22 protein-coding genes are annotated in these 25,804 nt (G+C 69.7%); 11 read left to right on the top strand and 11 right to left on the bottom strand.

Annotation, left to right across the window (positions count from 1 at the left end; all coding sequences use genetic code 11):
* The first annotated feature begins 1 nt into the window (after position 1).
* The 6 genes from LXT21_RS35745 to LXT21_RS35720 all read left to right on the top strand — a co-directional run bounded on the left by LXT21_RS35745 (position 2) and on the right by LXT21_RS35720 (position 7,496).
* A complete protein-coding gene (locus tag LXT21_RS35745) occupies positions 2–3,142 on the top strand; it encodes an efflux RND transporter permease subunit (protein ID WP_254042709.1) in 3,141 nt (1,046 codons plus the stop codon).
* A 365-nt stretch (positions 3,143–3,507) separates the two neighbouring features.
* A complete protein-coding gene (locus LXT21_RS35740) occupies positions 3,508–4,062 on the top strand; it encodes a peroxiredoxin (protein WP_046711708.1) in 555 nt (184 codons plus the stop codon).
* A gap of 6 nt (positions 4,063–4,068) precedes the next feature.
* Positions 4,069–4,593, top strand: a complete 525-nt coding sequence (locus LXT21_RS35735) for a carboxymuconolactone decarboxylase family protein (protein WP_046711707.1) — start codon at positions 4,069–4,071, stop codon at positions 4,591–4,593.
* 129 nt (positions 4,594–4,722) lie between these two features.
* Positions 4,723–5,199: a DNA starvation/stationary phase protection protein Dps gene (gene dps, locus LXT21_RS35730; RefSeq protein ID WP_254042708.1), complete on the top strand. Its 477-nt coding sequence runs from the start codon at positions 4,723–4,725 to the stop codon at positions 5,197–5,199.
* A gap of 180 nt (positions 5,200–5,379) precedes the next feature.
* Positions 5,380–6,186 carry a hypothetical protein gene (locus LXT21_RS35725; protein ID WP_254042707.1) on the top strand — a complete coding sequence of 269 codons (807 nt, stop codon included), beginning with the start codon at positions 5,380–5,382 and terminating at the stop codon, positions 6,184–6,186.
* 47 nt (positions 6,187–6,233) lie between these two features.
* Entirely contained in the window at positions 6,234–7,496 is a 1,263-nt protein-coding gene (locus tag LXT21_RS35720) for a pyridoxal phosphate-dependent aminotransferase (protein WP_254042706.1), read from the top strand.
* A 70-nt stretch (positions 7,497–7,566) separates the two neighbouring features.
* Here the strand turns inward: LXT21_RS35720 and LXT21_RS35715 are convergent, their stop codons facing one another.
* Positions 7,567–7,971, bottom strand: coding sequence for a hypothetical protein (locus LXT21_RS35715; RefSeq protein ID WP_254042705.1), 405 nt, complete (start codon positions 7,969–7,971; stop codon positions 7,567–7,569).
* 289 nt (positions 7,972–8,260) lie between these two features.
* On the opposite strand from LXT21_RS35715, the gene LXT21_RS35710 reads away from it, so the two are divergent.
* Both LXT21_RS35710 and LXT21_RS35705 read left to right on the top strand, forming a co-directional pair.
* On the top strand, positions 8,261–9,580 hold the full coding sequence (locus LXT21_RS35710) for an MFS transporter (protein WP_254042704.1): 1,320 nt from the start codon (positions 8,261–8,263) through the stop codon (positions 9,578–9,580).
* Between the two features lie 93 nt (positions 9,581–9,673).
* The gene (locus LXT21_RS35705) at positions 9,674–10,450 is read left to right on the top strand and encodes a hypothetical protein (protein ID WP_254042703.1); all 777 of its coding nucleotides are present in this window, start codon (positions 9,674–9,676) and stop codon (positions 10,448–10,450) included.
* A gap of 3 nt (positions 10,451–10,453) precedes the next feature.
* On the opposite strand, the gene LXT21_RS35700 is transcribed toward LXT21_RS35705, so the two are convergent.
* The 6 genes from LXT21_RS35700 to LXT21_RS35675 form a co-directional block, all read right to left on the bottom strand.
* Entirely contained in the window at positions 10,454–12,727 is a 2,274-nt protein-coding gene (locus tag LXT21_RS35700; protein ID WP_254042702.1) for a hypothetical protein, read from the bottom strand.
* 67 nt (positions 12,728–12,794) lie between these two features.
* A complete protein-coding gene (locus LXT21_RS35695; protein WP_254042701.1) occupies positions 12,795–13,187 on the bottom strand; it encodes a hypothetical protein in 393 nt (130 codons plus the stop codon).
* A 17-nt stretch (positions 13,188–13,204) separates the two neighbouring features.
* Positions 13,205–14,353, bottom strand: a complete 1,149-nt coding sequence (locus LXT21_RS35690) for a zinc-dependent alcohol dehydrogenase (protein ID WP_254042700.1) — start codon at positions 14,351–14,353, stop codon at positions 13,205–13,207.
* 113 nt (positions 14,354–14,466) lie between these two features.
* Positions 14,467–15,138: a DNA-3-methyladenine glycosylase family protein gene (locus LXT21_RS35685; protein WP_254042699.1), complete on the bottom strand. Its 672-nt coding sequence runs from the start codon at positions 15,136–15,138 to the stop codon at positions 14,467–14,469.
* 55 nt (positions 15,139–15,193) lie between these two features.
* A complete protein-coding gene (locus LXT21_RS35680) occupies positions 15,194–15,682 on the bottom strand; it encodes a hemerythrin domain-containing protein (protein ID WP_254042698.1) in 489 nt (162 codons plus the stop codon).
* Between the two features lie 64 nt (positions 15,683–15,746).
* Positions 15,747–17,258, bottom strand: a complete 1,512-nt coding sequence (locus LXT21_RS35675) for an FAD-dependent oxidoreductase (protein ID WP_254042697.1) — start codon at positions 17,256–17,258, stop codon at positions 15,747–15,749.
* 443 nt (positions 17,259–17,701) lie between these two features.
* Here LXT21_RS35675 and LXT21_RS35670 point away from each other — a divergent pair, with 443 nt between their 5' ends.
* Genes LXT21_RS35670 through LXT21_RS35660 form a run of 3 tightly spaced genes read left to right on the top strand, consistent with a single transcriptional unit; the run spans position 17,702 to position 21,200 of the window.
* Complete coding sequence (locus LXT21_RS35670; RefSeq protein ID WP_407667082.1) at positions 17,702–19,816, top strand: PAS domain-containing sensor histidine kinase; 2,115 nt, start codon at positions 17,702–17,704, stop codon at positions 19,814–19,816.
* Positions 19,813–20,223: a response regulator gene (locus tag LXT21_RS35665; RefSeq protein ID WP_254042696.1), complete on the top strand. Its 411-nt coding sequence runs from the start codon at positions 19,813–19,815 to the stop codon at positions 20,221–20,223. The genes LXT21_RS35670 and LXT21_RS35665 overlap by 4 nt, the downstream gene beginning before the upstream one ends.
* Positions 20,224–20,231: 8 nt before the next feature.
* Positions 20,232–21,200 carry a GvpL/GvpF family gas vesicle protein gene (locus LXT21_RS35660; protein ID WP_254042695.1) on the top strand — a complete coding sequence of 323 codons (969 nt, stop codon included), beginning with the start codon at positions 20,232–20,234 and terminating at the stop codon, positions 21,198–21,200.
* On the opposite strand, the gene LXT21_RS35655 is transcribed toward LXT21_RS35660, so the two are convergent.
* Genes LXT21_RS35655 through LXT21_RS35640 form a run of 4 tightly spaced genes read right to left on the bottom strand, consistent with a single transcriptional unit; the run spans position 21,183 to position 25,772 of the window.
* Positions 21,183–22,259: a hypothetical protein gene (locus tag LXT21_RS35655; RefSeq protein ID WP_254042694.1), complete on the bottom strand. Its 1,077-nt coding sequence runs from the start codon at positions 22,257–22,259 to the stop codon at positions 21,183–21,185. The genes LXT21_RS35660 and LXT21_RS35655 overlap by 18 nt on opposite strands.
* The gene (locus LXT21_RS35650) at positions 22,256–24,127 is read right to left on the bottom strand and encodes a Gldg family protein (protein ID WP_254042693.1); all 1,872 of its coding nucleotides are present in this window, start codon (positions 24,125–24,127) and stop codon (positions 22,256–22,258) included. The genes LXT21_RS35655 and LXT21_RS35650 overlap by 4 nt, the downstream gene beginning before the upstream one ends.
* The gene (locus LXT21_RS35645; RefSeq protein WP_141329342.1) at positions 24,124–24,846 is read right to left on the bottom strand and encodes an ABC transporter permease; all 723 of its coding nucleotides are present in this window, start codon (positions 24,844–24,846) and stop codon (positions 24,124–24,126) included. The genes LXT21_RS35650 and LXT21_RS35645 overlap by 4 nt, the downstream gene beginning before the upstream one ends.
* On the bottom strand, positions 24,843–25,772 hold the full coding sequence (locus LXT21_RS35640; protein WP_254042692.1) for an ABC transporter ATP-binding protein: 930 nt from the start codon (positions 25,770–25,772) through the stop codon (positions 24,843–24,845). The genes LXT21_RS35645 and LXT21_RS35640 overlap by 4 nt, the downstream gene beginning before the upstream one ends.
* Positions 25,773–25,804 lie beyond the last annotated feature (32 nt).

Raw genomic sequence — 25,804 nt, 5'->3', positions numbered from 1 at the left:
CATGTTCATCGACTTCTTCATCCGTCGGCCCGTCTTCGCCATCGTCTGCTCCATCCTGCTGACGTTGGTGGGTCTCATCGCCATCCCCACCCTGCCCATCGCGCAGTACCCGGACCTGGCGCCGCCCCAGGTCACGGTGTCCGCCACCTACGTGGGCGCCAGCGCGGAAGTCGTGGAGAGCGCCGTCACCATCCCCCTGGAGCAGGAGCTCAACGGCGTGGAGGGCATGCGCTACATCTCCTCCACCAGCGGCAACGACGGCACCAGCAACGTCACCATCACCTTCGAGGCCACGCGCGACATCGAGGTCGCCGCCGTCGACGTGCAGAACCGCGTCAGCCGCGCCGCCGCGCGACTTCCCGCCCAGGTGAACCAGACGGGCATCGTCGTCAACAAGGCCTCCAGCCAGATTCTCCTCTCCGTCGCGCTCTACAGCCCCGATGACCGCTACGACGCGAAGTTCCTCTCCAACTACGCGGACGTGAATCTCAAGGACGCCATCAAGCGCGTGCGCGGCGTGGGCGACGTGCGCATCTTCGGCGAGCGAAAGTTCTCCATGCGCGTGTGGCTGGACCCCACCGAGCTGGCCCGCCGCAAGCTCACGCCCCTGGACGTGACACGCGCCCTCCAGGAGCAGAACCTCCAGGTGGCCGCGGGCCAGGTGGGCCAACCTCCCTCCGAGGAGGACCAGCCCTACCAGCTCGCGGTGCGCGCACGCGGCCGACTCATCGAACCCGAGGAGTTCGGCGACATCGTCCTCATGCGCGACGCGAGCGGCAAGGCCGTGCGCATGAAGGACGTGGCCCGCGTGGAGCTGGGCGCGGAGAACTACAGCACCCTGCTGCGCTTCAGCGGCAAGCAGGCCGTGGGCATCGCCACCTTCCAGCTCCCCACCGCCAACGCGCTCGAGGTGCGCGACGCCGTCCTCGCCGAGCTGCAGCGCCTGTCCGCCCAGTTCCCCCCGGGAATGGAATACCAGACGGGCACCGACACCACGCTCGCGGTGCGCGCCACCCTGCGCGAGGTGGTCCGCACGCTGGTGGAGGCCATCGTCCTGGTCATCCTGGTCATCTTCCTGTTCCTCCACGGTTGGAGAAGCGTGCTCATCACCGCGCTCACCCTGCCCGTGTCCCTCGTGGGCACCTTCGCCTTCGTGAAGCTGCTCGACTTCTCCATCAACACGCTCACCCTGTTCGGCCTCACCCTGGCCACGGGCCTCGTCGTCGACGACGCCATCGTCGTCATCGAGAATATCGAGCGGCTGATGCTGGAGCGGAAGCTGGCCGCCGCGCAGGCCGCGCGCGAGGGCATGAAGGAAGTGTCCGGCGCCGTCATCGCCATCTCCATCGTGCTGGTGGCGGTGTTCCTCCCCGTGGCCCTCTTCCCCGGCACCACCGGCGCCATCTACCGCCAGTTCGCGCTCACCATCGCCGCGTCCGTGGCCCTCTCCACCTTCTGCGCCCTCACCCTCACGCCCGCGCTCGCCGCGCGCATGCTGTCGAACCACACCGGCGACAAGTGGGTCTTCATCCGTCACGTGGACCGCGTGCTCGACCAGACGCGCCACCTGTACGGCCGCTGGCTGCGCCGGCTCCTCACCCACCCGGCCCTCATCCTCGGCGCCTTCCTCCTGTGCGTCGGCGCCACGGCCGCGCTGGTCGTCATCACCCCCACGGGCTTCATCCCCGACGAGGACCAGGGCTACCTGCTGGTCACCGTGCAGGGCCCGGAGGGCACATCCCTCTCCCAGACACAGAAGGTCATGGCGCAGGTGGAGGAGGTGCTGCTCGCCCAGCCGGAGGTGCGCGCCATCTTCGCCAACGGCGGCATGTCCCCTCAGGGCACCGGCTCCAACATGGCCAACATCTTCGTCCCCCTGAAGCCCTGGGACGAGCGGCCCGGCAAGGACCAGAGCGTGGCCGCGCTCGTCGAGCGGCTGCGCGCCCCCTTGAGCCGCATCGGCGGCGCGCGCGTGGTGCCCTTCCAACCGCCCGCCATCCGAGGCGTCGGCGCCGTGGGCGGCTTCCAGTTCGTCGTCGAGGACGCGGCGGGCACCAGCTCCCTGGACCAGCTCGCCTCCGCCGCGCAGCAGCTCATGGCCCAGGGCAACGAGGACGGCCGGCTGCGCGGCGTCTTCACCGGCTTCAACGCGGACACGCCGCTGCTCGACGTGGAGGTGGACCGCCAGCTCGCCAAGGCCGTGGGCGTGCCCATCGACCAGATCTTCAGCACGCTCCAGGTCTACATGGGCAGCCAGTACATCAACGACTTCAACTACGCGAACCGCGCGTACCGCGTCTACGTGCAGGCCGAGCAGCAGTTCCGCGACAGCCCCGCGGACATCGCCGCCTTCTACGTGCGCAGCGACACCGGCGACATGATTCCGCTCGAGTCCCTGGTGAAGGTCCAGCCCGCCGTCTCCGCGCAGCTCATCCGCCACCACAACCTGTTCCGCGCCGTGGAGCTCAGCGGGCAGGCCGCCCCGGGCGTGTCCTCCGGACAGGCCATGGAGGCCATGGAGGAGCTCGCCGCCCGGCACCTGCCCCAGGGCATGAGCGCCGAATGGACAGGCATCAGCCTGGAGCAGAAGCAGAGCGGCGGCCAATCCCTGCTCATCTTCGGCCTGGGCCTGCTCTTCGTCTTCCTCGTCCTCGCGGCCCAGTACGAGAGCTTCAGTCTGCCCTTCGTCATCATCCTCTCGGTGCCGCTCGCCATCCTCGGCGCGCTCGGCCTGCAGCTGTTGCGCGGACAGGCCAACGACGTGTTCTGCCAGCTGGGCCTGGTGATGCTCGTGGGGCTCGCCAGCAAGAACGCCATCCTCATCGTCGAGTTCGCCGAGCAGCTGCGCGCGCAGGGCCGGAGCATCATCGACGCCGTGGTGGAGGCCGCCGAGGTGCGCCTGCGCCCCATCCTCATGACGTCCACCGCCTTCCTGCTCGGCGTGGTGCCCATGATGACCGCGTCGGGCGCGGGCGCCGGCTCACGCAACTCCCTGGGGACGGCGGTGTTCGGAGGCATGCTCGTCTCCACCGTCGTGAACTTCGTGTTCATCCCCGGCCTCTACGTGTTGATGCAGAAGCTGCGCGGCGAGGCTCGGCAGCCTGCCCCCGACGCACGCGCCGTCGCCACGCCCTCGCACTGAGGCGCGAAGGCCCGGGCACCCACATGTCGGGGCCCGGGCCTTTCAGTTGGCGGCCCATCAATCGGGCGTCCGCCCGCCCGTACCGCGTGCAACCTCGCGAGAGTTCTCGTATTTTCCGCCGGCTCTCCAGCCTCGACGGAGGGCACTCCACCGGTCCGGCTGTTCATCCACCGAAATTGCAGTGGCGAGTGCCACCGACATTTCGTTATTCACCGCCCCGGCGGCAGTGACCAGCAGGGGATTGAAGCCAAGTCCCCGGAATCATTGCAGTGGATGAGCTGGCACGAAGACTGCTGTAGCAGTACGCAGAAGACATCTTCCCAGGGGCCTCCCCCGGCCCCCCAAACCCAAGGAGCCGTAACGACATGCTGACCGTTGGCGACAAGATCCCGAGCTTCAAGGTCAAGGCCACCGTGAGCCTGGAGAAGGGCAAGGAGTTCCAGGAGATCACGAACGAGACGTTCAAGGGCAAGTGGCTGGTGCTGTTTGCGTGGCCGAAGGACTTCACGTTCATCTGCCCCACGGAGATTGCGGAGTTCGGCAAGAAGAACAAGGACTTCGCGGACCGTGACGCGCAGGTGCTGGGCCTGAGCACCGACAGCGAGTTCGTGCACCACGCGTGGCGCACGCACCACCCGGACCTGAAGAACCTGCCCTTCCCGATGCTGGCGGACCTGAAGCACGAGCTGTGCAACGCGCTGGGCATCCTCCACAAGGAGGAGGGCGTGGCGCTGCGCGCGACGTTCATCGCGGACCCCGAGGGCATCATCCGCCACGTGACGGTGAACGACCTGTCCGTGGGCCGCAACGTCTCCGAGACGGTGCGCACGCTGGACGCGCTCCAGACGGACGAGCTGTGCCCGTGCAACTGGAGCAAGGGCGAGGAGACCCTCACCCAGAAGCTGGCGAAGGCGGGGTAACGCGTCATGGCCTCACTCGAAGTCGTCCGTGCGGAACTCACGGACTCCCACAAGGACACCCGCCTCAACCTCCAGGCCGTCCTGGAAGGCGGCAGCCTCACCCCGGAGCAGCGTTGGGGCGTGGCCGTCGCGTGCGCCTTCGCCGTTCGTAACGAGCGGCTGAAGGAGGCGATGTTGAACGAGGCGCGGAAGGCACTCGCGAACCCCGACCCCGTCATCGAGGATGCGCGAGCCGCCGCCTCGCTGATGGCGATGAACAACGTCTACTACCGCTTCCGGCACATGATCGGGAAGGAGTCCTACTCGACCAAGCGCGCCGGTTTGCGGATGAACAGGCTCGCGCAGGTGCTGACCAACAAGGTGGACTTCGAGCTGGTCTGCCTCGCGGTGAGCGCCATCAACGGCTGCGAGATGTGCATGCAGTCCCACGAGAAGGTCGTCCTCGAGGGCGGCCTGTCGGAGGACCAGGTGCACGACGCGGTCCGGGTCGCGGCGGTCATCCACGCCGCGGCGGTGGGTCTGGAGTCGTAAGCCTCCAGTCGCGAGTCATCGACGTGATGTGAGGCGCCCTCCGGTGGAGACACCGGGGGGCGCTTCCTTTTCGGGCGCCGCGCATCCAACGCGGCGTCCAGAACGAACGAGCACGAAAGGAAAGCCCTCATGTACCGCAGCCCCAGCCCCCTCCCCGAGAAGACCCGCGCCTCCCTCGTCGAATCCCTCAACGCCCGGCTGGCGGACGGTCTGGATTTGCATTCGCAGATCAAGGTGGCCCACTGGAACATCAAGGGCCCGCAGTTCGCGGCGCTGCACCCGCTGTTCGAGACCTTCGCGGTGAGCCTGGCCAATCACAACGACTCCATCGCGGAGCGCGCGGTGACGCTGGGTGGCAAGGCCTACGGCACCAGCCGCCACGTGGGCAAGACGAGCCGCCTGCCCGAGTACCCGCAGGAGACCACCAAGGATTTGGAGCACGTGAAGCTGCTGGCCGAGCGCATCGAGGTGTACCTGGACGGCCTGCGTGAGAGCCGCAAGCTGTTCGTCGAGGTGGACGACGCGGACTCCGAGGACCTGGCCACCGGCATCATCGTGGAGTTCGAGAAGCACGCGTGGTTCCTGCGCGCGTCGCTGGAGAGCTGAGACATCCCTGTCACGTGAGGCGCGTGTGCCCGGAGTGTGCACCGCGCTTCACGCCCCTCGCGGGAGGTGAAGACAGGCTTTCCCCTGTCCTTCCGCGAGGTTGTCTTCAGGCACAGCGGTTGCTCTCCCAGGGTGCACCCCGCCCGCGAAGGCGTGGACGGGATACCTTGGAGAAGCGCCATGCGAAGCCTCCTCACGTTGTCCGTCGTCGTCGCCCTGCTGTCCGGCTGTGGGGGTGCGCCTCCAGAGGAGCTGGTCCAATCCGCCAAGGCGAAGGTGGAGCGCGCGGCGGCGGTGGGACACCTGACGCGCGGGGCGCTCGAGGTGCTGGGGTTGATGCCGGTGTACACGTGCGGCGAGCCGCGCCGAGGCTTCCTCGACGTCGCCACGCTGGACCTGTCCCAGAGGCTGGCGTGCGCCACCACCACGGTGGAGTCGCTCGACGCGGTGACGGACGGCGTGGTGGTGACGTTCAGCGGCCCCGACTGCCAGGTCCATGGCCTGGGCCTCTCGGGGCGCGTGTTCTTCAAGTACCGGGGCGGCGAGGACCGGATGGAGGTGGAGGCGGACCTGCGCCAGTTGCGCGTGGAGGGCGCGGTGCTGCCCGCCCAGGTGGGCTACGGCACCTGTGGCGATTTGACCCACGTCTGGGTGAAGGCCGAGGGCGAGGTCCCCGGGCGCGAGGGCCACACGATGCGGATGGACGCGAAGGTGACGAAGCGTCCGGGGATGCCGCTTCTGGGCGGCTCGTCGCTGGTGCTCGACGGTACGGGCGAGCTGAGCGGCCCCGACGGCGTGGACAAGCTCACCCTCACCACCCTGCAATACGAGGTGGGTGAGTATCTGCCCAAGGAAGGCATGGCTGTCCTGGAGACGGCGGACGGCCACCACGTGGAGGCGAGCTTCAAGCCGGTGCTGTGGCGGGTGGGCAAGGTGGAGTTGACGGTGGACGACCACTCCCCTGTGACGGTGCCCATCGTCCGGTAGTGTCGGGCCACGCGCGCGGCGCCGTTTTTCCGCTAGGGTGTGGCGCCGTGAGCGACGACGTCACGATTCCCGCATTCCGCTCCGTGCCTCGCACGGGCGTCATCTACGTCACCGCCGAGGCCACGCGCCGAGGCTACCGTTCCAGTGACCCTGACTGGTGCAACCTGGGCCAGGGGCAACCGGAGACAGGCGACCTCCCCGGTGCCCCCGCGCGGCTGGGCACGGTGAACATCGACGTGGCGGACATGGAGTACGCGCCCGTCGCGGGGCTGTGGGACGTGCGAGAGGCCATCGCCGGCCTCTACAACCGCCTCTACCGCAAGGGCATGCCAAGCCAGTACAGCGCGGAGAACGTCTGTCTTTCGGGCGGCGGGCGCGCGGCCCTGACGCGGGCGGCGGCCAGCCTGGGCTCCATCAACCTGGGCCACTTCCTGCCGGACTACACGGCGTACGAAGAGCTGCTGGATGTCTTCAAGGCCTTCACCGCCATCCCCATCCTGCTGGAGGGCGAGCGCGGCTACGCCTTCACGCACGAGGACCTGCGGCGCGAGGTGCAGGGGCGCGGCCTGTCCGCCCTGCTCTTCTCCAACCCGTGCAACCCCACCGGCAAGCTGGTGCAGGGGGACGAGCTGGCCCGGTGGGTGGGCGTGGCGCGCGAGCTGGAGTGCACGCTGCTCATCGACGAGTTCTACTCGCACTACGTCTGGACGGGCCGCCCCGGGCACCTGCCGGTGGAGAGCGCCGCGCGCTACGTGGAGGACGTCAACCGGGACCCCATCGTCCTGTTCGACGGCTTCACCAAGAACTGGCGCTACCCGGGCTGGCGCATGACGTGGACGGTGGGGCCCAAGCAGGTGATTGAGGCCGTCTCCAGCGCGGGCAGCTTCCTGGACGGCGGTGGCAGCCGGCCCCTGCAGCGCGCCGCGATTCCGCTCCTCCAGGAGGAGCCAGTCATCGCGGAGACGCTGGCCATCCACCACACGTTCCGGGAGAAGCGAGACCGGTTCCACTCGCGCCTGGAGCGGCTGGGCATCCGCACGGACCGCGCGCCGGACGGGACGTTCTACGTCTGGGGAAACCTGTCGGGCCTGCCCGCGCCGCTCAACGACGGCATGGGCTTCTTCCGCGCCGCGCTGGAGGAGAAGATCATCACCGTGCCCGGTGAGTTCTTCGACGTGAATCCCGGCAAGCGCCGCGCGCGCCCCTCGCGCTTCCGCAGCTACGTGCGCCTGTCCTTCGGCCCGTCGATGGAGGTCCTGGAGAAGGCCCTCACACGACTGGAGGCCATGGTGCTCAAGCACAGCCGCTGAAGGCAGACGGCCACCTTCCGGAGCGCTCATTCCACGGCGACTCCGGAAGGCAATCCCAGACAAAGACGGCCTAGAGGGCCTTCTCCATCAGGTTCACGATGCGCTGACGGCGCTCGTTCGTGTAGTTCTCGATGTTGCTGAAGTTGTGGCGGTACGACAGCGTCTTGTTCTCGAAGCGGTAGAAGATGCGGTCTTCCGGCTCGGTGCCGCTGATGAAGTACTTCTTGAAGCCGTCCCGGATGGCCTGCTTGGAGAAGTCATCCACGCCAATCTCCTGGAGCGCCAGCACCAGCGGCTCGAAGTAGATGGCGTCCAGGCCCTTCTCCATGATGTGGGCCACACCCTCGGCGCCGAGCGTGTCCCACTCGACCTCGATTTCGATGGGCGCGCCCACCAAATCGTTCAGCGTCTGCTGCCACTTCGGGAAGACGTTCTGCTTGTACTGCGCGATGGCTCGTCGCTCGGGCAAACCCATGACTGCCCCCTCTGAGGTGGATTCCCAGTGTGCTGTTGGGAGGTGTGTCACGATTGTATGACGGCGGTAACCTGTCAAACACTCCGAGTCCCGAGAAAACGAGACACCGTGGGTGGCGGGCTTCAGCGCGGCGAGCCGCCAGGTCTCGCGGCGCTTGTTGGCGGTGGGCGGCAGGTGGAGCCCTCCGCGCATCGGGCCGCCGAGCAGGCTGGCGCGGGGGCTGCGTCACGGCAAAAGTCGGTGGCGTCCGCGCGGCGGGTATCAGGAGGCCCTATGCTCGGCGGGGTCCATGAGACTCCCCGCCTCCCGGCTCGCACTGCTCGGCGTCCTCTACTTCGTGCAGGGACTGCCCTTCGGCTTCCAGGCCACCGCGCTGCCCGTCTACCTGCGCGGGCAGGGGGTGTCGCTCACCGCGCTGGGCTTCGCCGGAGTGCTCGCCCTGCCCTGGGGACTCAAGGTGCTCTGGGCGCCGCTGGTGGACCGCTACGCCTCATCGCGCATCGGGCGACGCAAGTCGTGGATCCTCCCCATGCAAGCGGGCCTGACGCTCACGTGCGTGGCGGCGGGGATGATGGTGTCGGACGGTGGCTCGTTGAAGGTGCTGCTCGGGCTCATCCTGGTGATGAACCTCTTCGCCGCCACCCAGGACATCGCCGTGGATGGGCTCGCGGTGGACCTGCTGCGCCCCCAGGAGCTGGGCCTGGGCAACACGGTGCAGGTCGTGGGCTACAAGCTGGGGATGCTCACCGGCGGCGGGCTGCTGGTCTGGGCCAGCAAGTACCTGGGCTGGTCCGGCTTGTTCCACGGCATGGCCCTGCTGTGCGCCGTCGCGCTCGGGGTGACGCTCCTGTATCGCGAGGCGCCGCCTCGTGAGCCCGAGGCCACCGCGCGCGTCGAGGCGAAGACCGGGAGCTGGCGGCAGTGGTTCGCGGTGTTCCTCACGGCCGTGCGACAGCCGGGCATCGGCTGGGTGCTGCTCTTCATCGGCACGTACAAGTTCGGCGAGACGATGGCGGACGTGCTCTACAAGCCCTTCCTCGTCGACGCGGGCATCCCCGCCTGGCAGATAGGCCAGTGGGTGGGGACGTGGGGCAACGCGGCCTCCATCCTCGGCTCGGTGACTGGTGGAGTGCTCGCCACGCGCATGCCCATCCTCGGCGCCCTGTCACTCACCGCGTCGCTGCGCGTGCTGCCGCTCATGGGGCGCTGGTGGCTGGCCACCCACGGCGTCAGCGACGCGGGCGTCATCGGCGTGACGCTCGCGGAGGAGCTCGTCGGCGGCGCGCTCACCACCGTGATGTTCGCGTTCATGATGTCGCGCGTGGACCGGCGCATCGGCGCTTCGCACTACACGCTGATGGCCAGCATCGAGGTCTGGGGCAAGGCGCCCGCCGCGCCCCTCGCCGGATGGCTCGCGGACTCCACCCACGGGCTCGCGCTGGGCTACGGCCCCGTGTTCCTGCTCGGCGCCGGACTGTCCGTCGCGTTCCTCGCGCTGCTGGTTCCCATCCGTCATCTCCAGACGCGCTTCGTCACGGATGTGTCACACGAAAACAGTGTGTCACCGGCGCGAGACGAGAGCCCTCCGGTGGAATCAGGCACACGCTGAACGCCTCGCGAGCCGTGTCAGTCGCGGGTGTTAAGTGCTTACGCGCTGTCCCCCTTTCACCGTGGGCGCGCTCGCCCACGAGAGGTGCAACGCATGCTCTCTTCTTCGATGAAGTCCCTGTTGGGTGGTGTCGTGCTGGCCGCCACCCCTGCCCTCGCCGACAGCACCACGACGATTCCCGCCTTCGCGGCCGACATCGCCGCCGCCCGCCTCGCCACGAGCCCGGGTGGCACCACTGTCATCCGCGCGGAGATGCGCGGCGCCGTCGACCGGTTCCTGCAGGATGACTCCAAGGTCGACGCCGTCGAGCGTGCGTACCTGGCCGACCGCATCAACGACCTGACGTTCAAGCAGGGCGTGACGGCCACCGCGATGAAGTACCTCATCGACACCCACGAGCTGAACGACGGCCTGACCTGGTACTCGCCGCTGTGGCTCGACGTCCTCCCGCAGACCCCGGCCGACTACTTCGGCGCCACCGGGCCCCTCACCACCTCCACGGAGATCATGGAGGGCAACATCCCCAACGGCCAGGGCGTCGCCAACCAGCGGACGCTCACCTACAAGGCGGCCGCGGCCTTCGGGCTCCAGGGCGTGTCGAACTTCACGCCCATCACCGTCCAGGAGCTGCTCGCGATGCTGAAGGGGCATGTCATCAACGGCACGCCCAACGCCGATGAGGTGGATGGCGCGTTGGCGTTCATCACGCAGGTCTCCCGCAACAGCAACCGGCTCTACACCACGGGCTGGTCCTGCCAGACGTACTGCGGCGGTGGAGGCCCCGGCGACGCGGGCGGCTTCTTCATCGCCGCGGTGAGCACCGAGCGCAACTTCGTGCGCATGGTGCGCGTGACGACCTGGTCCGACTAGTTCTCAGCCGGCGCGCATGCGCCACTCGAGGCCCGCGGGAGGGAAGGTGCCTCCCGCGTGGGTCCACTCGAGCCGCACTTCACGCGGCTCCTCGGGCGGAAGCTCGAAGCACGCGAGCACCCGCCCCTCGCCTCGCTGATTGACGCGAACATCCACGCGCTCACCGTCGACCTTCATCGCCAGGTGGAGGACGCCGGCCTGCGGGAAGAAGTGTTCCGAGGGGTGGCGACGCGGTGAGGTGAGCAGCAGCTCCACCTCGCGCGGCTCGTCGTCGATGTTCTCCAGGGTGTACGTCAGTTCGTACGAGACGCCTCGGGCTCCGTCATGGGTCCGAGGCGTTCTCCGCTCCGGTTCGCGCACGGTCGGCGACAAGGGCGCGGCATCGGGCCAGACACCACCGTGTCTGCCGGGCATGGACATGACGAGGTCTCCGGCGCGCTTTCCCTCGGACAGGCGCACCGTGCGGCCGCCGACGAAGACACTTCCAGCCTCGACCACGCCTGGATGGAGAGGAAACGCCGGGGCGCCGGTCTCGGGCACATCGTTTCCCGCGCTGGCCATGGGGTGCTCGCCACGAGAGATGGCGGTGAGCTCGTCGGGCGTGAGGGGCAGCGGGCTGGACACGGTGGCCAGGCGGAACCTCGCGCCCGCGTCGAGTTGTCCCTTCGCGTCCACGGCCGTGAAGTCCAGGAGCGACTGGAGCGCTCCGCCCTTCTCATGGCGCGCGGCGAGGACGAGCACGGTGTCGCCGGGTTGCACGGTGAGGGAGGCCTCGATGCGACCTCGCGTGCCCAGGCGCACGTCGTCGAGTCGGGACAGGTCGAGGTCCTCACGGAGGAGCGGGTCGGCTTCACGCTCGTCCAGAGGACGCGGGTCGACGCGTGCATCGCGGAAGCCGGAGGCGAGCACGGCGTGAGGCCCACGGAAGAAGAGCCCCTCCGGGTCGGGAGCCTTTCCGGAAGCCGAGTCGACGAGTCCCGTGAAGTCCTCGGCGAGCGCGTCCTGCGCATCCGGGTTGAAGGGCTCGCCTCGCGCGTTCGCGGGGAACTGGGGCGTGAGGTACTTGGAGAAGACGACGCCCGCGAGTCGCAGGTGGATGGGACGGCCCGAGGTGTTGCGCAGCACGATGGAGCAGTGCTGTGTGCCGGTCGGGGACGTGGCCTGTGTCACGAGTCCCTGGTCGTCTCGCGTGAAGGTCTCGCCCACGCGATTGACGGCGCGCAGGAACAGTCGGGCCTGACCGGCGAACGTGAAGCCACCCTCGCTCTTGCCGGGCACGATGCGTCCCATCGTGGTGCCGATGACACCGGAGGCCCGAATCGTCTCGGGGCTCGCGTGGATGAGCAGCGGCGCGCCCGTGAACCCGCCTTCGAGAGGGGCGAGTTCCGCGATGGGGAGCACGTCGGTATCGAGCGCGCCGACGGGCAGCGGTGGCCGCTCATGGGGATGCGCGGATACGCGAGGCGCGGCGACCTCCTCCTCGCGTATCGCATCGACTTCGAGGGCCATCGCCAGGTCTCGCACGCCATGCGAGGCCTCTGCCTTCTCGGCCAAGGCAGTCACCGCGTCCGCGGCATCGCCCTCTTCCGCCGACTCCACCACGAGCCGCGGGACACCCGCCTTCGTCGCGTCGACGTCTTCCGCCGACACCACGACGAGTCGCGGGACAGGCTTCACCACAGCGTTCGTCGCCCCCGTCTTCTCGGCGACGTTCTCGTCTGGGAGCGCCGCCACGAGCTGCGGGGCCACCTTCACGACGGGACCCGCTGACTTCACCTCGGCCTCCGCCGCTTTCGGGGGGGCCTGCCCATCCAAAGGGGCCACCACGGGCGGTGCGATGGCCTTCGCCCCGGCCTTTGCCGTCTTCGCCGCGGCCTGCCCATCCAAAGGGGCCACCACGGGCGGTGCGATGGCCTTCGCCCCGGCCTTCACAGTCTTCGCGGCGGCCTTCCCTCCCACGGGCGTCACGGCCGCCCCCGCCGTCTTCCCTTCCGCGGGAGCCCCCACCGGCCTGGCGACAGTCTTCGCAACGGGCTTCTGCCCCGGAGCATTCGGAACCGTCTTCGCGGCCTTCACCCCGACCCCGACTGTCTTCGCGGCGGCCTTCGCCTGTGCACTCGCGGCGGGCTTCGCCTGTCCTCGCTGTGGCGTCACGGCCGGCGTCGCGGCCCCACCCGTCTCAGCCTTCTTCGCGGTCTTCTTCGCGGCCTCCCCATGGGGCTTCGCCCCCGAGGGTTTCGAGGCGGGACGTCGTGGTGGCGGCTTCGAGGGAGGCATTCTCCAGAATCCTCACAGAGAACAGGCCTGGATGTCGCCTCCCCATGGCCCCGGGTCCCACCTCACCTCACGCGCGGGCCCACTTGCGCCACACGGTACCGGTGAGCGCCAGCACCCCCGCGGTGGGCAGCGCCCACGGCAGCACCTTCGCCAGACGGTGCTCCCAGACATCCACCCGGTCCGCCAGCAACAACATCATCCAGTGGCGCGCCTTGTGGTCCGGGAACCCATAGGCCACCCGGCGCAACACGCCACTCAGCCCCTTCGGCGGCTGCGCCGTTCCATACACCGGCGGCAGCTGCGCGCGCCCCGGGTGCTTGAACACACGCACCGGCGAGTGCTGGAACCGGATGGGCATGCGAGCCCCCGGCAAGGGATGCGGCAAGGTCTCCATCGGGACGCCGGGGCGGCTGGCGAAATCCAGGTCCGCGGCGGCGCCAGGTACAGGTCTATCCGGCATGGCTCGGCTCCTTTCGGTCACGCATGGCCCGGCGTGAGGACGCACTTGACGCAGCCGTCACGCTTCTGGGCGAACAGGTGGTAGGCCTCCGGCGCATCCTCCAACCCGAACCGATGGGTGATGATGGCCTTCGCATCGATGCGCCCCTCGCGGATGTGCTTCAGGAGGTGCGGCATGTAGCGGCGCACGTTGCACTGGTTCATCCGCAGCGTGAGCCCCTTGTTCATCGCGGTGCCAATCGGCATCACGTTCCACGGCGGTCCATACACACCGACGATGGAGACATTGCCGCCCTTGCGCACGGCATCGATGCACCACGAGAGCACCGTGGGCGCCCCCGCCTCCAGCTTCATCCCCAGCCCCATCACCCGGTGCGTCGTGGAGCCCTCGGCCTCCATGCCCACCGCGTCGATGCACACGTCCGGGCCGCGTCCCTCGAACATCTCCTTGAGGTAGGCAACGACGTCCCCCACCTCCTGGAAGTTCACCGTCTCCACCTTCGCGAACCGCTCCGCGAAGTCGAGCCGGTACGGCACGCAGTCCACCGCCACCACGCGGCCCGCGCCCATCAGCCACGCGGAGCGCATGGCGAACAATCCCACCGGGCCCGCGCCGAAGACGACCACCGTCTCGCCGCCCTTGATCTCGCCCATCTCCGCGCCCATGTAGCCCGTCGGCAGGATGTCGCCGAGGAACAGCACCTCCTCGTCCTCCATGTCGTCCGGAATCTTCAAGGGCCCCACGTCCGCGTACGGCACGCGCACGTACTCGGCCTGGCCCCCGTCGTAGCCGCCCGTGGTGTGCGAATAGCCATACACGCCGCACGCCACGTCGCTCGCGGGGTTGCTGTTCTCACACAGCGCCGTGAGTCCCCGCTCGCAGTAGAAACAGCCGCCGCACGAGATGTTGAAGGGCACCACCACGCGGTCGCCCTTGCGCAGCTGGGAGACCTCCGTGCCCGTCTCCTCCACCACGCCGGTGAACTCGTGCCCGAAGGTGTGGCCCACCCGCGTGTCGGGGACCAGCCCGTGCAACAGGTGCAGGTCTGAGCCACAGATGGCGGTCTTCGTCACCCGCAGGATGACGTCCTGGGGGTGCTCCAGCCGGGGGTCCGGCTTGTTCTCCACTCGGACCCTGAAGGGTCCCTGGTAGGTCAATGCTCGCATGAGGGCGCTTCTCCCGTTTCATCTACGGGTGAGGACGCCAGCGCCGTGCGGCAAGGCGCGTCATCAGCGAGCCCCCCGCTCGCTCACTCGCCATGGCGTGGGGAGAACGCGGCTCAGCCCTCGGATGGCTCCCAGCTCAGCTCCGTGGCCCGCCACATGTACCAGCTCGCCACCGAGCGCCAGGGCCGCCAGCGCTCGCCGTATTCCAGCAGCGCCTTCGGCTTGGGCATCTCCTTCAGTCCGTACGCGAGCATGAAGCCCTTGCGCACGCCGAAGTCATCCACCGGCAGCACGTCCGGGCGGCCGAGCCGGAACATCAACAGCATCTCCACCGTCCACTGGCCGATGCCCCGCACCTGGGTGAAGTGCTCGATGAGGGCCTCGTCGCTCATCCGGCGCACGCGCGCGAGCGGAGGCACCGTGCCCTCCAGCGTCTTGCGCGCCAGGTCCTGGAGCGCGGCCATCTTGTTGGCGGACAGCCCCGCCTCGCGCAGCGCCTTCTCCGGCGTCGCGAGCAGGGCCTCGGGCGTGAAGTCGCGGCCCGTCCCCACCTGAACGCTGACGCGCTCGAAGATGGTCGCCGCGGCCTTGCCGTGCAACTGCTGGAAGACGATGGAGCGCGCCAGCGCTGCGAACGGGCTGTGCAGCGGGCTCAGCTCCATGCGGAAGGCGCCCACGCGCTTCATCAGGGCGCCCAGCGTCGGGTCCGCGCGCGACAGGGCACGGCGGGCGCTCGGGGTGAAGGCTTCGGGCAGGCGCGGAGCGGAGGAGGCGGAGCTGGGCATGGGAGAAACCCCATGCTGACGCTCCGGCCGCTCCGCGCAACCCGAATCTTGCGGCCTACAGCGGCGCCGCGTGGCCCGTCTCGGCGGGGACGTTGTTCCGGGGCTCGTCCTCCATCAGCTCCTCGAACTGCTGCTCCATCAAGATGCCCAGGTCCTCGAGCTGCTCCTTGGACAAGAGCTTGCGGACCTTCTTGAAGAGCTCGCCCTCCTCCTCCTTGACGTGGTGCTCGATCTGCTCCTGGAGCACCTTCATCTTCGGGTCGAACTCCTCGTCGCCCGGCTCCATCTCCAGCAGGTCCGCGATGATGCGCTTGGCGGACAGGTGCTCCTCCACCGCCTCGCGCAGCTCGTCCTCGGTCCGCTCCGACCTGGTGGCCGGATAGAAGTACAGCTCCTCGATGGTGGCGTGCGCGGCGAGCCGGTCGGCGATCATCTCGAACAGCTCGCCCCTGCGCACGTCCGCGTGGTCCGGCAGCTTGCCGTACTGCGCGAAGAGCTTCTTCACTTCGTCATGCTGCTGCTTCAGCAACTCAATCGCGTTCATGTCCAGCCTCCAGGTCGGCGGGGTTCAAGGCTCGTCTGACTTCGGAGACTCGTGGCGGTGGGCGTCAGGTGGGCAGCTTGCGGGAAGGCAAATCCTTCACCGCGGGCCCATTGAGCACCTTGCCCGTGGGGCTGAAGCGCGCGCCGTGACAAGGGCAGTCCCACGAGCGCTCCGCGCCGTTCCAATGCACATGGCAGCCCAGGTGCGTGCACACCGGCGACACGGCGTGCGAGGTGCCATCCTCCTCGCGGTAGACGGCCACCTTCTGCCCATCCACCTCCAGCACCTTGGCCTCGCCGGGGGCCACCTCGGACAGGTGCTTGCCGTCGGGCTTCGCCAGCCGGTCCGCGACGAAGCGGAAGGCCACCTCGGCGTTCTCCTGGATGAAGTCCTTCACGCCCGCCATGGGCTTGACGCGCGTGGCGTCGTACAGCGCGGCGTAGGGGTTCTGCCGCCCGAGGATGAGGTCGGTGAGGAGCATCCCCGCCAGCGTGCCGAACGTCATCCCCGTCCCGGAGAAGCCCGTGGCCACGTAGACGTGCTTCCGGGCGCTGTCGCGGCCGATGTAGGCCAGCCCGTCGGCCGGCTCGATGACCTGACCGGACCAGCGGTGGGTGATGGCCTCCACCGGGAAGCGCTCGCGCGCGAAGTCCTCCAGCGCCGCGTAGCAGCGCGCCGTGTCCTCCTCGGTGCCCACCTTGTGGTCCTCGCCGCCGACGATGACGAAGGTGCGCCCGTCCACCGGCTGCGTGCGGATGTAGTGATAGGGCTCCTTGCAGTCGTAGTACTGCGCCGCCTCCAGCGGCCCGTTCAGCGGCCCCGCCACCGCGTAGGTGCGGTACGCGAAGAGCTTGGTGTGCATGAAGACGCGGTTGAGCGGCGTGGTGGTGGCCTCCACCACGTCGGTGGCGGTGACGACGCCCCGGTCCGTGAGGACGCGGCAGGGCTTGCCATCCTGGACCTCCAGCACGCGCGTGTTCTCGAACAGGTGGCAGCCGTCACCAGGGATGCGGTCCGCCAGCCCGAGCAGGTACTTGCGCGGATGGAATAGGGCCTGGTCCTCCACGCGCAGCGCGCCCTTCACCTGGAAGGGCAGCGGCACGCGCTGGGTGAGCGTGGCGAGCAGCCCCGCGTCGCGCGCGGCGGACACCTCGTCCTCCAGCGACTGGAATTCGCGCGCCGTCTCCGCGTACTGGAACATGGGCACGCGCTGGAAGTCGCAGTCCAGGCCCAGTTCCTCCACGAGCGACGCCACCTGCTCCATCGCGGCGCGGCTGGAGGATGCCGCCAGCCGGGCGCCCTTCTCCCCGAAGTCGCGGCGCAGCGTGGCGTAGGGCGTGTCGAGCAGCTCCGTGAGGTGCGCCGTCGTCTGTCCCGTCTGCCCGGACAGGATGCGGTTCATCTCCAGCACCGCCACCCGCTTGCCGGCGCGCTTGAGCAGCCACGCCGTGGTGAGGCCCGCCATCCCCCCGCCGATGACGGCCACGTCCACCGTCAGGTCCCCGGGCAGCGTGGGGAAGTCACGCGGAGGGGCGGTCAGCGTCCAGAGCGAGCGATGCGTCCGCGTCTCGTCCATGTCCCAAGACTAGGGATGCGCCTCAGGTGCGATAACCCGACGCGGCGGACGCCGATGCCTGGCCGCCTGCCCGGCGTCTTGGCCACTCGCGATGTGCACGAGCAAACAGAGCGGGCCGCCGGGTGTTGGCAAGTCACGCGGGATTCCAAGCGGTTCTGGGGTGGTGGAGCGGCCCGCGCTACATAGAGGGCAGGGACGGCCCCCCGACCCCTGCCTCGTACCCAGGGAGCCACGAAGGATGCCGGTGGAAAGATTGGCTGGGAGCACCAGCCTCGTCGATGTCATGGACCGGGTCCTGGACCGCGGCCTGCGCTGGGACGGCGCCGCCCCGCCAGACGCCCCCGAGCCCTCCGCGCGCGTCGTGGTGACCTCCCTGGAGCTTCGCGTCGAAGACCCCTCTCCTGCTGACGACACACCTCGACTTCCTCCTGGAGCCTGACGCATTGGTCTCGTACGCCCCGCTCGCCCCGGCCCCCGCCTCCACTGTCGACGCGCGCCTCGCCCTGGCCGAGCAGCTGCTCGCATGCGACTCCGCGAGAGGCTGTGCCCGGGCCGTGGTGGAGTGGTTGCCCGCGCATGCCCAGGCCCTCGCCGCGGCCTGCGTCGCCCGCGAGGAGCCCGGAGCCCGGATGACCTGCCTGGCCGCGCGGGGACTGTCCGAGGCCCAGCAGGCAGCGCTCGCGGCGTGGTCCGACACAGACACCGCGCATCCGCTGGCGGACGTGCTCACCCAGGCCGTGCCGCGCTTCTTCCCGAAGGAGCGCGCGCCCCTGCCCTCCCCTGGCGCGCAGGGCCTGTTCGCCGTGCCGCTCGGGCGCGCGGGCTCGTCTCCCGTGGGCCTCCTGCTGGTCTGGGCGAGCGCCCCCGAGCTGCCCGCCGAGGTCGCCTGGGTCGCCGGGCACGCGGGGCCCTTCCTCGCGCGCCAGGCCACGTCCGGTCCGCTCGCCGCGGGAGGCGCGGAGCTGTTCCGCCGCATCATCGACGCGGTGACGGACCCGGTGCTGCTGACGGACCTGGAGGGCCGGCCGCGCCTGGCCAACGCGCGCGCGGAGGCCTTGTTGATGGCCAGCCCCGACGCGAGCCACGGCCGCCGGCGCGCCGTGCACCTCAACCAGCGCGTGTTCTCCGCCGCGGTGGCCAGCACCGCCAGCGTCGGCCAGTCCGGGGTGAGCTGGCGCGAGGTGCCGCTGGTGGACCCCGTGGAGGGGTTGGACCTGCTCTTCGAGCTGGTCAGCACGCGGGTGTACGAGCCGGACGGCCGCGAGGCCATGGTGAGCGTGCTGCGCAACGTGACGGACCTGGGCCGCGCGACGCAGGCGTTGGGTGAGAGCTACCGGCGGCTTCGCGCCACCGAGCGCGAGGCGCGCAGCGAGCGCCACCGGCTGGACCGGGTGCTGGACTCGGTGGCGGACCCCATCATCCTGTCGGACCCGTCCGGCGTCACGGTGATGATGAACGAGCCAGCCGAGCGGCTCTTCTCGCTGCCGCCCGAGGGAGGCCGCGCGGCGCAGCGCCGCGTGCGCTCCAACCACGCGACGTTCGTCTCGTTCCTCGCCAACGTGCTCGACACCGGCGGAAGCCCGCGCTGGCGAGGGCAGCTGAGCCTGGTGGACCCGACGAGCGGCGCCACCCTGCCGGTGGAGGCGGTGGCGAGCAAGGTGCTGGGCGAGGGCGGGGAGCTGACGGGCATCGTCACGCTCTTCCAGGACCGGGGCGAGGCGCTGGAGAAGGCGCGGCTGCTCGAGCGGCTCAAGGAGGTCTCCACGCTGCTGGAGGCGCGCGTGCAGGTGGCCACCGCGGAGCTGGCGGAGCAGAACGAGAAGCTGCGCCGTCAGGCCATCCAGCTGGAGCAGGCCAGCGCGGCCAAGTCCCAGTTCCTGGCCAACATGTCCCACGAGTTCAGGACGCCGCTCAACGCCATCCTCGGCTACACGAACATGCTGCTGCAGGGCGTGTCCGGTGAGCTGTCCGCGCCGCAGAAGCGCAACCTCACGCGCATCGACTCCAACGGCCGGCACCTGTTGGAGGTCATCAACGAAATCCTGGACATCACCCGCATCGAGGCGGGGCGGATGCCGTTGCACCTGTCCGACTTCGTCATCCCGGAGCTGCTCCAGGAGGTGATGGCGGAGATGGACCCCATCATCGCCCGGAGCAAGCTGACGGTGACGACACACCTGGGCGCGCGGCTGCCGCCGGTGCACAGCGACCGCCAGAAGGTGAAGCAGGTGGTGCTCAACCTGCTGTCCAATGCCCTGAAGTTCACGCACGAGGGCGTGGTGAAGGTGGTGGCGGAGTACCAGCCGTCATCTTCCATGCTCACCATCTGCGTGGAGGACACGGGGATTGGCATCGCCCCGGCGGACCAGGAGAAGATCTTCGAGGACTTCCAACAGGTGGACAGCTCGCCCACCCGGGCCTATGGAGGCACGGGCCTGGGGCTGTCCATCTGCAGACGTCTGGCCGATATGCTGGGGGGGCGCGTCACCCTCCAGAGCACCCAGGGGCAGGGGTCGGCCTTCACGCTGCACTTCCCACGACGCCCGAGGCGGACATGACGAATCCCTCCCCGAATCTCCAGCCGCTCGTGCTCGTCGTGGACGACTACGATGACGCGCGAGAGATGTACGCGGAGTACCTGGAGTTCTCAGGGTTCCGCGTCGCGCAGGCGAGGAACGGGCAGGAGGCGCTGGACCAGGCCTTCGCGCTCACGCCAGACATCATCCTGATGGATTTGTCGTTGCCCATCATCGATGGGTGGGAGGCGACGCGGCGGCTGAAGAACGACGCGCGCACGAGCACCATCCCCGTCGTCGCGCTCACGGGGCATGCGATGACGGGCCAGTCCGATGAAGCGAAGGGCGCGGGGTGCGACTCCTTCGTCACCAAGCCGTGCCTGCCCGACGAGCTCGTGGCGGAGGTACGGACCATCCTCGCCCGGCGCGGAGGCGCCGCGATTCGCTGAGGCGTGCCGTGGCCCGCTCCCCCCGTCCACCCAAGAGCTCTTCCCGACGAGGCGCGGCCTCGCCCAAGCCGTCCCGCGTCCGACGCGCGACGCCCAAGGCCGAGGCGAAGCGCCCGGATGCGTCCACGTCCCGAGCCGCGCCGCCTCGGACCTCCGTGCTTCCCGACACTGTTGCGCGTGGCGGCAAGGTCGCCCGCCCCCTACCGGACGCGCCCACCGACGAGGAGCGCGCGGGGCCGCAGTACCTCTACGGCGTGGTGCGCGCCGACGGCCCGCTGGACTTCGGTCCCATCGGTCTGGGCATTCCGCCCTCCCACGTGCGCGCCGTCTGTGAGCACGGGCTGGCCGCGCTGGTGTCCCCCACCCCGTCGATGCGGGTGGACCCGACGCGGGCCCATCTGCTGGCCCACCAGCGCGCCGCGGAGGTGGTGCTCCGCGAGCACACGCTGCTGCCGGTGGCCTTCGGCACGGTGCTCGGCTCGGAGGCCCACGTGCGCGCGCTCCTGCACTCCACGCATGAGAGTCTGAGAGTCGTTCTCACCGCGCTGGAGGGCAAGGTGGAGCTGGGGCTCAAGGTCCTCTACCACCGCGAGCACCTGAACCGGCGCATGGAGCTGGAGGACGAGGAGCTGCGGCGGCGCGCGGACGAGTCGGAGCTGGAGCACGAGCAGCGGCTGGGGCGCGCGGTGGAGCTGCGCGCCGCGCTGGACATGGCGGCGATGCTGGAGGGCCTGCGCCCGCTGGCGGCGGCGTCTCGCACGGATGCGCCCGTGGGCGAGCGCATGCTGCTCAACGCGGCCTTCCTCGTGGCGAGGCAGGACGGGCCCGCCTTCGAGGCGAAGGTCCGGATGCTGGCGGCACGCTCGGACCTCTACACCTTCCGCTTCACCGGCCCCTGGGCGCCGTACAGCTTCGTCGACGTGCGACTGGGCCGCGTCGACGACCAGGAGCCGCGGGTGTCACGGACCGCCGGCTGAGGACACCGGCGTCGTCACCCGCGCGGCCTCGGCGGCCAGCGGGTCCACGCCCGCGTGCAGCCGGACCCAGCCCGGCGTGTGCTCGGTGCGCGCGTAGAAGCCGTCCGTCGCGCGCGCCACCGTCAGCTCACCCACCGGCTTGCCACCGCGCCGGTACTCCACGCGGAAGGCCTCCTTCGGCTCGCCCCCGGCAGGCTGCTCGTCGCGGCCCAGCAGGTCCAACGGCACCAGCCGCCACACGCGGTCATGCCAGTTGCGGGTGAACTCGTCCGGCTTGTCCGGCGACTCCTCCGGCGCGAGCGTCACCGGGTTGGGCGCCTTGCCGCTCGCCACGAACGCGCGCGACGAGCCGCCCGACGAGATGACCACCGAGTCGAACTCGCCCAGGTCGAAGACATGCATCCGCCGGTCGACCAGGCGTGTCATCGCGTTCTCCAGGTCCGGCAGCAGCGCGGGGCCGAGCAGGAACACCTGTCCGTCAGAGTCACGACGCAGGTACGGCGTGCCCCAGCCGCCCGTCATCGAGGCGAGCGTGAAGGACTCCGCCTTGCCGCCCAACGTCAGCGTCAGCTTGCGCTGCGAGCCCGTCAGCCCCACCTCCTCCAGCTTCTTCTCGTCGAGCACGCCCAACGCGCGCGTGGCACGCAGCGGAGCGAAGCGCGGGTAGAGCTTCTGGGCGACCTCGTTGGCCCGCATGTCGCGAGGCGGCGGAGTCTGCGCCGCCGAGGGCTGCGTCCCCGCGTCGGCCGCCCCCTGCGCCAGCGCCACGCCACCATCCACGGACGCGCCACCGTCGGCGGCGCCCTCGACCGGAGGCAGCGGCTTCGCGGGCTTGAAGCCCAGGCGGACCCAGAGCGCGTCACGCTCCTGCGCGTCGCGGTACAGCTCCACGTAGCGCGCCTCGTCCTCGTAGCGCACCTTGTCCAACGCACGCGCCGGCAGCTCCACCACCGTCACGTCACCAGGGGCGCCCGCCGGAGCGCGCTGCCACACCAGGTAGGCGGCCACCAGCGCCACCGCCGCGAGGGCGCCCTGCAGGGCCAGGTCCCGGGCCTTCATTGCTCACCTCCCGCCGCCACGCTGGCGCGCGGAGCACGACGGCCCCGCCGCCTTGTCGTCACGAAGCCCACGGCCAGCACCAACGCCGGCGCCAGGAACACCGTGGCGTAGAACCACGCCACGTCCTGCTCGCGGGTGTGCTGGATGGGCACGTCCTCCTCCGTCGACACCGCGCCGGAGATGGCCTCCTCACCCGTCAGCCACCGCAGGGTGTCCACCGCGAGGTACGCGTTGCCCATGTTGGGCAGCACCACGTCGCTCACCACGTCCGCGTCCGCCATCACCACGGCGCGCATCGGCTCCTTGCCCTTGGCGGCGGGCTCCTCCACCGCCACCACCAGCGGCCAGGTGCGCCGCATCTCGCCCGGGTCCGGGCTGAAGTTGCCGTTGGCGTCCGCGAAGGTGGCCCCATGCGCGCGCACGGAGATGTCATGCATGACGCCGTTGGGCAGCGGCTGGAGCTGGTCCAACGCGCCCGCGCCCAGGAAGGCCACGGGAGACTGGCCCGCCATCGCCGACAGCGACGTGACGGACGGATGTGAGCTGAAGCTCGCGGTGCCCAGGTTGCCTCGGTCGCTCTGCTGACGCGTGGTGCGGAAGTACACCTGGTCATTCGCCAGCGGCGTGCCGAGGTACTTCAGCCCCATGGGCGCGAGCAGCGCCTCGAAGCCCGGCCCCTCCGGCTCCAGCGCCATCCAGAGTCGACCGCCGCGCGACAGGTACTCGCGCACCGCGGTGAGCTCCTCGGGCAGGAAGTCGCGCGTGGCGCCCATCACCACCAGCGCCGCGGCGTCCCCCGGCACCTCGCGGCCCAGGCCCTCCGCGACCCCCAGCGGACGCACGTCCACGTTCTGCGCGCGCAGCAACTCCTTGAGCTGCGCGACGGACGGCTTCGGCATCTCACCGGGCACCGGCCGCGTCTCCGCGCGCTCGCCGTGGCCCGCGGTGAAGTAGACGACGCGGCGGGGCTTGGCCACCGTCAGCAGGCGCCGCTGCACCTCCTGGTCCAGCCGCTGCAGCTGTCCGCGCGCGCGGTCCAGCTCCAGGCCCACCGTGAAGGGCTCCTTGCGCTCACCGCGCGCCAGGACGATGGTGCCGTTGTTGTGCACCCCGAGCGTCTTCGCGCGCGCGGGCTCCACCGCCTGGTCCAGCCGCTCCACGCTGAGCAGCCCCGGGCTCTCCACCGACAAGTCCCGGAAGTACTGCCCCACCGCCTCGCCCACCTCGTTCGCGGGCGGGAAGAAGAGCATGACCTGGAGCGGCTCGTTGAGCCCACGCACCACCTTGCGCGTGGAGTCACCGGGCTTCGCCGTGCGGAAGTACGACAAGTCCCAGGTCGTGTTCGCCTGCGTGACGACGTACATGGTGGCGAAGGCGAACACGAGCACGAAGGACAGCCCCAGCCCGGAGTACAGCGCGCTGCGGGCCCGCCCCGTCTCCATCACCGGCGCGCGCGCCATGGCCTGGGTCGCGACCTCCACCAGCGCCAGCGGCACCAGACAGCACGCGAGCAGCGCGGGGAACAGCGCCGCCAGCATCACCGCCAGCTTCGGCGCCTTCTGCGACAAGGGGGCGTCGAACAGGGACATGCCCAGGTCGGACTGGAGGAAGTAGAGCGCCAGCGCCAGCAGCCCCAGCCCGTACAGGCCCAGCACCCAGCCATCCACCCGGCGTCGGTCGGCGCTCGCGCCGCGAGAGCCCACGAACCGCCACGCCGTCGCGCCCACCGCCAGCGCCACGCCGAGCCCGGAGAAGAGCCCGCGGCCCGTCCCCACGCCCAGGATGCGCTCGCCGATGAAGACGGCCAGCAGGCCCACCCCGAAGGCCAGCGTCGCCGCCAGCCCGCTCCCCGAAGTGCGCGCGCTCATCGCCACCTCCGCGCCTCGAGCACCCGCGTGGCCGCGAACAGCGCCACGTAGGTGACCACCAGGTAGTAGACGACGTCACGCACGTGGACGAGCCCCGATTGGAACGGCGGGAAGTGCTGGTTCCACAGCGACATCGCGCTGAACACGTCCGCCAGCGGCTGCTCGGTGATGCGCGCGAGCAACCAGCAGAGGATGAGCGCCACCAGCATCACCGCGGACGTAATCGCCGCGAGCAGCTGGTTCTTCGCCAGCGCCGAGCCGAAGGTGCCCACCGCCAGGGACGCGCTGCCGAGCAGCAACAACCCCAGGTAGCCGGCGCCCACGTGGCCCCAGGACACCTTGCCGTTCACCAGCACCAGCACCGGCATGTACAGCGTGCACAGCACGTACAGCGCCAGGAACGCGAAGCCCGCCAGGAACTTGCCCAGCACGATGTCCCTGTCGCGCAGCGGCGAGGAGTACAACAGGGGCAGCGTGCCCGTCTGTCGCTCCTCGGCGAGCAGGCGCATGGAGATGAACACCGAGGCGACGATGGTGAAGCCGCTCGAGTAATAGAAGAACTGCGAGAGCACCTCGGCGGAGCGCTTGCTCGCGCCGCCCAGGGCGTACGCGTTGAAGAACAGGCCGTTCAACGCGAGGATGACCGCGATGACGACGTAGCCGCTGAGCGTGCGCAGGTAGCCAGACAGCTCGCGGCGGGCGATGAGCAGCGCCTTCACGCGCGCACCTCCTGACCATGCGTCAGCTTGAGGAAGATGGACTCCAGGTGTCCCGCGCCCACGTCCAGTCGCAACAACTCCAGCCCCGCGCCCACCACCGCCTGCGCCACCCTGGGCCGCACGTCCGGCGACGCGCGCAGCGTCAGCGCCACCAGCCCATCGCGGGAGCTTCCCACCTCCACCTCACCGAAGGGCCGCAGCACCTCGACGGCGCGCGCGGAGTCCCCTCGCACCTCCACCTCGACGGAGCCTCCGCCGCCCATCTTCCGGCCCAGCTCCTCCTCCGTCCCCTGCGCCACCAGCGCGCCCTTGTGGATGATGAGCAGGCGGTCACACGTCTGGGAGATTTCCGGGAGGATGTGGCTGGAGACGAGCACCGTGTGCGTGCCCTTCAACCCACGGATGACGTCGCGCATCTCCACGATTTGCCGCGGGTCCAGGCCGCTCGTCGGCTCGTCGAGGATGAGCAGCGCGGGCTTGTGCACCAGCGCCTGCGCCACGCCCACGCGCTGGCGGTAGCCGTGGCTGAGCGTGGAGATGAGCTCGCCGTCCACCTCGCGCAGCCCCGTCTTCTCCTCGGCCTCGCCCACGCGCGCGGGGGTGTCCTTGGCCGTCACGCCACGCAGTTGCGCGACGTAGGCCAGGTACTCGCCCACCGTCATCTCCTCGTAGAGCGGCGGCACGTCCGGGAGGTAGCCGATGCGCTGGCGCACCTCGTGGGCGTTGCTCACCACGTCATGGCCGTCGATGACGACGCGGCCGGCGGTCGGCAACAGCACGCACCCCAGGACCTTCAACGTCGTCGACTTGCCCGCGCCATTGAGGCCGAGGAAGCCGATGACCTCACCCTGGCCGATGGTGAAGGCCAGGTCCCGGATGGCCGCGTGCTCACCGTAGTACTTGGTCAGCCCTTCGACCTGAATCATAGGGGGCCATTCCATCAGTCCCCCCAGGGGGG

It is taken from the genome of Myxococcus guangdongensis (assembly GCF_024198255.1).
Taxonomy (GTDB): domain Bacteria; phylum Myxococcota; class Myxococcia; order Myxococcales; family Myxococcaceae; genus Myxococcus; species Myxococcus guangdongensis.
Note: the sequence above shows the minus strand (reverse complement) of the source record. Positions and strands in the feature narration are given on the sequence as shown.

What these genes read in the sequence shown, in the direction of transcription:
- LXT21_RS35715 (WP_254042705.1), bottom strand. Translation starts at nt 7,971, where the DNA reads ATGGGTTTGCCCGAGCGACGAGCCATCGCGCAGTACAAGCAGAACGTC.
- LXT21_RS35665 (WP_254042696.1), top strand. Translation starts at nt 19,813, where the DNA reads ATGACGAATCCCTCCCCGAATCTCCAGCCGCTCGTGCTCGTCGTGGAC.
- dps (WP_254042708.1), top strand. Translation starts at nt 4,723, where the DNA reads ATGTACCGCAGCCCCAGCCCCCTCCCCGAGAAGACCCGCGCCTCCCTC.
- LXT21_RS35695 (WP_254042701.1), bottom strand. Translation starts at nt 13,187, where the DNA reads ATGCCGGATAGACCTGTACCTGGCGCCGCCGCGGACCTGGATTTCGCC.
- LXT21_RS35690 (WP_254042700.1), bottom strand. Translation starts at nt 14,353, where the DNA reads ATGCGAGCATTGACCTACCAGGGACCCTTCAGGGTCCGAGTGGAGAAC.
- LXT21_RS35740 (WP_046711708.1), top strand. Translation starts at nt 3,508, where the DNA reads ATGCTGACCGTTGGCGACAAGATCCCGAGCTTCAAGGTCAAGGCCACC.
- LXT21_RS35650 (WP_254042693.1), bottom strand. Translation starts at nt 24,127, where the DNA reads ATGAGCGCGCGCACTTCGGGGAGCGGGCTGGCGGCGACGCTGGCCTTC.
- LXT21_RS35685 (WP_254042699.1), bottom strand. Translation starts at nt 15,138, where the DNA reads ATGCCCAGCTCCGCCTCCTCCGCTCCGCGCCTGCCCGAAGCCTTCACC.
- LXT21_RS35680 (WP_254042698.1), bottom strand. Translation starts at nt 15,682, where the DNA reads ATGAACGCGATTGAGTTGCTGAAGCAGCAGCATGACGAAGTGAAGAAG.
- LXT21_RS35745 (WP_254042709.1), top strand. Translation starts at nt 2, where the DNA reads ATGTTCATCGACTTCTTCATCCGTCGGCCCGTCTTCGCCATCGTCTGC.
- LXT21_RS35735 (WP_046711707.1), top strand. Translation starts at nt 4,069, where the DNA reads ATGGCCTCACTCGAAGTCGTCCGTGCGGAACTCACGGACTCCCACAAG.
- LXT21_RS35640 (WP_254042692.1), bottom strand. Translation starts at nt 25,772, where the DNA reads ATGATTCAGGTCGAAGGGCTGACCAAGTACTACGGTGAGCACGCGGCC.
- LXT21_RS35700 (WP_254042702.1), bottom strand. Translation starts at nt 12,727, where the DNA reads ATGCCTCCCTCGAAGCCGCCACCACGACGTCCCGCCTCGAAACCCTCG.
- LXT21_RS35675 (WP_254042697.1), bottom strand. Translation starts at nt 17,258, where the DNA reads ATGGACGAGACGCGGACGCATCGCTCGCTCTGGACGCTGACCGCCCCT.
- LXT21_RS35725 (WP_254042707.1), top strand. Translation starts at nt 5,380, where the DNA reads ATGCGAAGCCTCCTCACGTTGTCCGTCGTCGTCGCCCTGCTGTCCGGC.
- LXT21_RS35705 (WP_254042703.1), top strand. Translation starts at nt 9,674, where the DNA reads ATGCTCTCTTCTTCGATGAAGTCCCTGTTGGGTGGTGTCGTGCTGGCC.
- LXT21_RS35655 (WP_254042694.1), bottom strand. Translation starts at nt 22,259, where the DNA reads ATGAAGGCCCGGGACCTGGCCCTGCAGGGCGCCCTCGCGGCGGTGGCG.
- LXT21_RS35710 (WP_254042704.1), top strand. Translation starts at nt 8,261, where the DNA reads ATGAGACTCCCCGCCTCCCGGCTCGCACTGCTCGGCGTCCTCTACTTC.